The sequence below is a fragment of the Verrucomicrobiota bacterium genome, assembly GCA_016871495.1.
In the GTDB taxonomy this organism is placed as follows: domain Bacteria; phylum Verrucomicrobiota; class Verrucomicrobiia; order Limisphaerales; family VHDF01; genus VHDF01.
The window spans coordinates 1-5,532 of the sequence record VHDF01000156.1; the positions used below are offsets into that span (position 1 = coordinate 1).

Here is a 5,532-nt window from a genome sequence, read left to right on the forward strand (position 1 = left end):
CACCCGTCAGCGCGCCGCCAAATCCTGACACCCTGTCAAAAACCTGGAAATCCCCATCAGGCCGCCAAACCCGCGTCAACATTGGCGATTACGCCCCAAATTGTCCAAAATCGCCACGACCTATGATATATCCGGGCTAGCCCGGAAAACTCATCCCGGTTCCCCGACCGGGAGTTTCCAGCCTAAGGAACCGTGCAACAATTACTTCCGATTTTCTCGCTTGTTCTTTTGACCTGGAGCATTGTTGCACTTCCGGTCACAGGCCCATGGCCAGGGCATGCTCCCTCAGTGCGCCTCGCTCCAGGTCAAAATCCCGGCGCGGGAAAATCGGAATTAATTTTGGCGCGATTCCTAACTCTCCATCACGTCCATCTCCACCGGCTCAACGTTCACTCCCTGTTTGGTAAGCCATTCCACCGCCGATTCAATCTCCGGACCGAGTCCCTCGAGTTCGAGGCACACGATCCCGATTTCATCCGTAACGCTGGCCTGGCGGACGTTCGTCACCACCTTGAACTTGTGGCCCAGCTCCCAGATGACGGGCCGCTTGATCAAACGCGGTGGATACATCAACCACAGACGGGAACGCTCGGATCGAGGCTTGGTCGTCCGGGCGCGAGGGGTGAACCTTTTCTTGGTGGAAGGGGAGGCCATAATGAAATACTTCAGCCGCCGGCGATGGCCGGAATGATGCTCACCTCATCGCCGTCCTTCAAGGGCGTCCGCAGGTTGTCAAGAAATCGAATATCCTCCTCGTTGACGTACACATTGACGAAGCGGCGGATGTTGCCGGCCTCGTCGAGCAATCGCTCCTGAACACCGGGGAACCGCGCCTGCATTTCGGCAATGGCGCCCCCGACGGTGTCGGCCTGGACCTCGACGACTTCCTCGTCCTGGGTCAGTTTGCGCAGCGGGGTGGGAATGCGAATTTTTTTAGACATAACGTGGCGATCGTTTTATCAGGCGGCGGCCATGGCCGTGTCGGAATCAAGCAAGGCCTCGAACTCGCGCAAACTCGGGCGGATTTCCCGCGTGTGCCCAACGTGGCCCAGCACGGCATCCAGCGTTTTCAGTCCGTTGCCGGTGACGCAGAGAACCGCGGAATCCTCGGAAGGAATTTTGCCCGAGGCAATGAGTTTCTTGGCCACCCCCACCGTCACTCCTCCCGCCGTCTCGGCGAAGATGCCCTCGCACTCCGCCAGCAGCTTGATGCCTTCCCGAATCTCGTCGTCCGTCACGTCCTCGCCGGCGCCGCCCGTTTCCTTCATCACTTTCAACGCGTAAAATCCGTCCGCCGGCGTGCCGATGGCGAGCGACTTGGCGATGGTGTTCGGCTTGACGGGCTTGAAGAAATCGAGCCCGGCCTTTTGCGCCGTCGTGATCGGGGAACAGCCGGTGGCTTGGGCGCCGTGGATCTTGTAGGAGCTCGAAGGCACCAGACCCAGCTTCGAGAATTCCTGATAGCTCTTGTGGATTTTGGTCAGAAGCGAACCCGAGGCCATGCAGACCACGGAGTGTTGGGGAATCCTCCACCCCAGCTGCTCCATGATCTCAAAGCCCATGCTCTTGGAACCTTCCGCGTAGTAAGGGCGCATGTTGACATTGACGAAAGCCCAGCCGTATTTCCCGGCGATTTCCGCGCACAGACGGTTCACCTCGTCGTAGTGGCCCTTGATGCCGATGACCCGGGCGCCATAGACCAGCGAATTGACGACTTTGCCCTGTTCCAGGTCGGCAGGAATGAAAACATAGGCGGTCAACCCGGCGGACGCGGCATTGGCCGCCACGGAGTTCGCCAGATTTCCCGTCGAAGCGCAGGCCACCGTGGTGAACCCCAACTCCCGGGCGCGGCTCAGCGCGACGCTGACCACGCGATCCTTGAAGGAAAGGGTCGGATAATTGACCGTGTCGTTCTTGATCCACAGTTCGCCGATGCCCAGTTTCTTGGCCAGGCGATCGGCTTTGATCAGGGGCGTGAAGCCGACTTGGCAGCCCACCGTCGGCTCGCTGGCCACCGGCAGTAACTCGCGGTAGCGCCACATGTTCTTGGAGCGCTTCACGATGCTCTCCCGGCTCAGCGACGACTTGATGCGGTCATAGTCGTAGACGACTTCGAGGGGTCCAAAATCGAACTCGCAAACGTGGGTCGCGGCCAGCGGGTACTCGCGGCCACATTCGCGGCACTTCAACGCCTTCATGAATCCAGTTTGATCTTCCATAATTCCGTACCTTTCACGCACAAAAAAACCTTCTCACCGGAGATGAGAAGGGGATGGAAAACCACGCGCACTTCTCATTTTCCCCGAACTCCACGAGCCCGGGCTGGACTTAGCACCTGGACATCGGAAGCGCCTTCCGACCGGTTGCCGTGGCTTCAACGGGCCAGAACCCTCAGCCACTCGCAATGAGACCGTTCAAATCAACGGATTCGGATAACATGATAAATCCATCCTTCCATGTCAATCGGGATCCTCCGGACCGAGTCATGCTCATTTTGCCCCGGAGCGCGGCGGGGTCGTCCTGCGACCCGCCGCCGCACGTCGAAAAATCGGGAGTCTTCCGACTCGGCACTTCCGTCGGCGTCCGTTCCCCGCTATTCCATGTCCGTGCATCTGGCGCGCCTCAAACTCCGCGATTTTCGCAATTACGCGCGCTTGGAGGCTTCCTTCGATCCGGGGTTCCATCTCTTCCTGGGTCAGAACGCCCAGGGCAAAACCAATATCCTCGAGGCGATCTATCTCCTCGCCACCCTGCGGTCGTTCCGGGGCGTCGGCGGATCTCAAATGATCCGCCACGGCGCCAAGGGCTATTTCGTCGGCGCGGAAGTCCGCGGCCCCGCCACCCACGACGTCCGCGTCTATTGGTCCACCGCCGAAAAACGGCTCTCGCTCGACGGCGCGCCGGTCCGAAAGATCACGGACTATTGGGGCGTGCTCCAGGCGGTGGTGTTTTGCACTGAGGACATCCAACTCATCAAAGGAACGTCGCGGGCCAGGCGGCGCTTCATGGATCTGCTGCTCACCCATACTCACGCCACTTATTTGCCGGCCTTGCAGCGGTACGCCCGCGCGTTGCGCTCCCGCAATGCGTTGTTGAAACAGCGCGTGGTGGATCTCGACACCCTGCATGGATTCTCGCTGGAGCTCATGGCCACGGGCGACCGTTTGATCCAGCTCCGGCGCGAGCTGCTGCCTCGCATTTCGCCCCTGGCGCGCCTCGCTCACCGCCGCATCGCGGGAGAATCCGCCGAGGATTTCCGCGTCGAATACGCCGCCAGTGTAAAGGAGGATTTCGGCGTCGAACTCGCCCAATCGGCCTCGCGCGAAAAGCATCTTCGAACCACCTTGGTGGGTCCGCACCGCGACGACCTGCGACTGACGTTCGACGACAAACCCGCGGCTCAATTCGGTAGCGAAGGACAAAAGCGTTCCGCCGCCGTGGCTCTCAAAATGGCCCAAGCGGAATACCTCGCCGGACTCAAGGGATCGCCGCCCGTCCTCTTGATCGACGATGTCATGGGGGAGTTGGACGCTTCCCGGCGCGCCGGTCTCATGCCGCTCCTGGAACGCGTGCATCAAGGGCGCGGCCAGGTCTTCATGACCTGCACCGAGGAGAATTGGCCCGGCGAACTTGGCGCCCGGCTCCACCGCTGGCGGGTCGAACGCGGACAACTGCGCGCGGACCCGAGTTGACGGTTGATGCAACATCCATTATTTCCTTTGGCCATGCTGAAATATTTCGCTCTTCTCGGGCTGCTGCTTTTTTCGACTTCGACTCTGATGGGCGCAGCGCCCGCCAAGTTCAAAGTGAGCCAATTCGAGTTCCAACGTCCCGACCGCTGGGAATCGGTGGAAGTCACCAGCGCGATGCGCAAAGCGCAGCTCAAAGTCCCCGGAGCGAAGGCGGGAGAATCCGCAGAAGTGATCTTCTTCCATTTCGGACCCGGCAATGGCGGTGGCACCCAGGCCAACGTGGAACGCTGGTTCGGGCAATTCCAGGAGCCTCGCGCTCAAATTAAAGCCCGGACCGAACCCACCAAGGTGGGTGGAGTTCAAATCACCTATGTCTTTGCGGAAGGTACCTATTCCAGCGGTATGCCCGGCGGACCGAAGACCCCGCTCCCCAATCACGCGCTCGTAGGCGCCATCGTCGAAGGCACCGAGGGCCACGTCTTCGTGCGGATGGTGGGGCCAATCTCACTCGCGAAGGAGGCCACCGCCGATTTTAAGAAAATGATCGAATCCGCCCTCGCAAAATAAGGAACCCTCTGCGTCATACGCCATGAAAGCTCCCGACTTGACCAAGCAACCGCCCCGCAGTCCGCGCGTTCGCCTCGGAGGCGTCGCCATTCTTCCGCGCATGCTGGACAAGGCTCGCGCACTCTTGGCGGGCACTCAGGGCGACTACAAATTCGGATGTCCCCTCGACCAACGCTGCCTCGATTTTTTAGGCGTCGAGGCCGAGGCGCTCAAGAAGTTCGTCGCGGGTGGACAAGGCGATGGCGCGGTCTTGGACTGGATCAAGTCGCAGTCTAAAAGCTATCCTGACGACGCCTCCATCGCGGCTTGGTCAACCTTTGAGGAACAGCGGGCACCGTCCCAGTTGGATTCCCGGGAATACTTTCATTCGACCCATCAAACGATCGCACCTGCCCGCACGGACCTGATGACTTGGTTCGATCTGCTCGACCTCGACGACTACGTCAGTTACGGCGGCGTGGCATAGCTCAACAGAGGGAGAAAATCCGCAGCCGGCTCCTGGCCTCGATTCCACGGACGGGGCACCTTCGCCCATTGTCCTCCAGGCTGGATCCACCGAAAACAGCGAGGAACCATTCATTAAGGACAACTGCCGTATTATTCCAAAGAACTCCGCCGGGGCGGGGTGCGGAACGGTGAGTAACTTGAGCATCAAGTTACTCGGGAGGTTGAAGAATCGTCACCTCCCATCTTGGACTCGCCTTGGGACGAGGAACCACGCCGGGAGGGCTGCGTTCCACCGCAGCCCATCTTGATCACCTTCTGAAAAGGTGGGACGGCGGTGGAACGCCGCCCTCCCGGAACCGAGGTGCATGGACACCTCGGGAGATCCGCATGCACGCCGTGGTCACCCTGGACAATCGTCCCCCAATAACAAAGTGATTCTGCTCGGTCTGCTGCGACTGGCTTTCAGCCAAGTCGCGCTCCGAAGACGAATCACTGACCAGATCCATCAAGGATAGGCCTCGTGCTTCTTCATGTCTTTCTCATCCAGACCTTTGCATATCTTTACCACGTTCAAAGGCCCTTTTAAGCACTGCATATCTCAAACTTGCCTATAACCTTCGGATGCGCCGCACGAGCAAGTCACAAGACCCCCATCTTACCTCCCTCCTCAATCGCAATTCGAAACTCGAAACTCGAAATTCGAAATTCCCAAATCTCCTGCCCCCTCACCCACCTTCATCCCGTTCCGGCACTCGCACCACCTTTAACCTCAAATCCCTCAGCGCAAACAACTCCTCTGCCACTCCCTTCATTCGCCTCGCTCCCG

Annotated in this window: 6 protein-coding genes and 1 riboswitch; of the genes, 3 read left to right on the forward strand and 3 right to left on the reverse strand. The window is 59.6% G+C overall.

The window, feature by feature from the left end; translation table 11 throughout:
• Positions 1 to 351: 351 nt before the first annotated feature.
• From FJ404_19140 to FJ404_19150, 3 genes are read right to left on the reverse strand one after another with little or no spacing between them, the layout of a single operon-like run.
• Positions 352 to 654, reverse strand: coding sequence for a ferredoxin (locus FJ404_19140; protein ID MBM3824968.1), 303 nt, complete (start codon positions 652 to 654; stop codon positions 352 to 354).
• 11 nt (positions 655 to 665) lie between these two features.
• Positions 666 to 941, reverse strand: coding sequence for a MoaD/ThiS family protein (locus FJ404_19145; protein MBM3824969.1), 276 nt, complete (start codon positions 939 to 941; stop codon positions 666 to 668).
• Positions 942 to 959: 18 nt separating this feature from the next.
• Positions 960 to 2,219, reverse strand: coding sequence for a threonine synthase (locus FJ404_19150; GenBank protein ID MBM3824970.1), 1,260 nt, complete (start codon positions 2,217 to 2,219; stop codon positions 960 to 962).
• Positions 2,220 to 2,290: 71 nt separating this feature from the next.
• Positions 2,291 to 2,411, reverse strand: a riboswitch (SAM riboswitch).
• Between the two features lie 195 nt (positions 2,412 to 2,606).
• Between FJ404_19150 and FJ404_19155 the strand changes: the two genes are divergently transcribed.
• Genes FJ404_19155 through FJ404_19165 form a run of 3 tightly spaced genes read left to right on the forward strand, consistent with a single transcriptional unit; the run spans position 2,607 to position 4,725 of the window.
• A complete protein-coding gene (locus FJ404_19155; GenBank protein ID MBM3824971.1) occupies positions 2,607 to 3,692 on the forward strand; it encodes a DNA replication/repair protein RecF in 1,086 nt (361 codons plus the stop codon).
• Between the two features lie 33 nt (positions 3,693 to 3,725).
• Entirely contained in the window at positions 3,726 to 4,259 is a 534-nt protein-coding gene (locus FJ404_19160; protein MBM3824972.1) for a hypothetical protein, read from the forward strand.
• A 22-nt stretch (positions 4,260 to 4,281) separates the two neighbouring features.
• Entirely contained in the window at positions 4,282 to 4,725 is a 444-nt protein-coding gene (locus FJ404_19165; GenBank protein MBM3824973.1) for a DUF5069 domain-containing protein, read from the forward strand.
• Positions 4,726 to 5,532 lie beyond the last annotated feature (807 nt).

Excerpts from the sequence above, each read along its gene's own strand:
- FJ404_19140 (MBM3824968.1), bottom strand. The coding sequence starts at position 654 with ATGGCCTCCCCTTCCACCAAGAAAAGGTTCACCCCTCGCGCCCGGACG.
- FJ404_19145 (MBM3824969.1), bottom strand. The coding sequence starts at position 941 with ATGTCTAAAAAAATTCGCATTCCCACCCCGCTGCGCAAACTGACCCAG.
- FJ404_19150 (MBM3824970.1), bottom strand. The coding sequence starts at position 2,219 with ATGGAAGATCAAACTGGATTCATGAAGGCGTTGAAGTGCCGCGAATGT.
- FJ404_19160 (MBM3824972.1), top strand. The coding sequence starts at position 3,726 with ATGCTGAAATATTTCGCTCTTCTCGGGCTGCTGCTTTTTTCGACTTCG.
- FJ404_19165 (MBM3824973.1), top strand. The coding sequence starts at position 4,282 with ATGAAAGCTCCCGACTTGACCAAGCAACCGCCCCGCAGTCCGCGCGTT.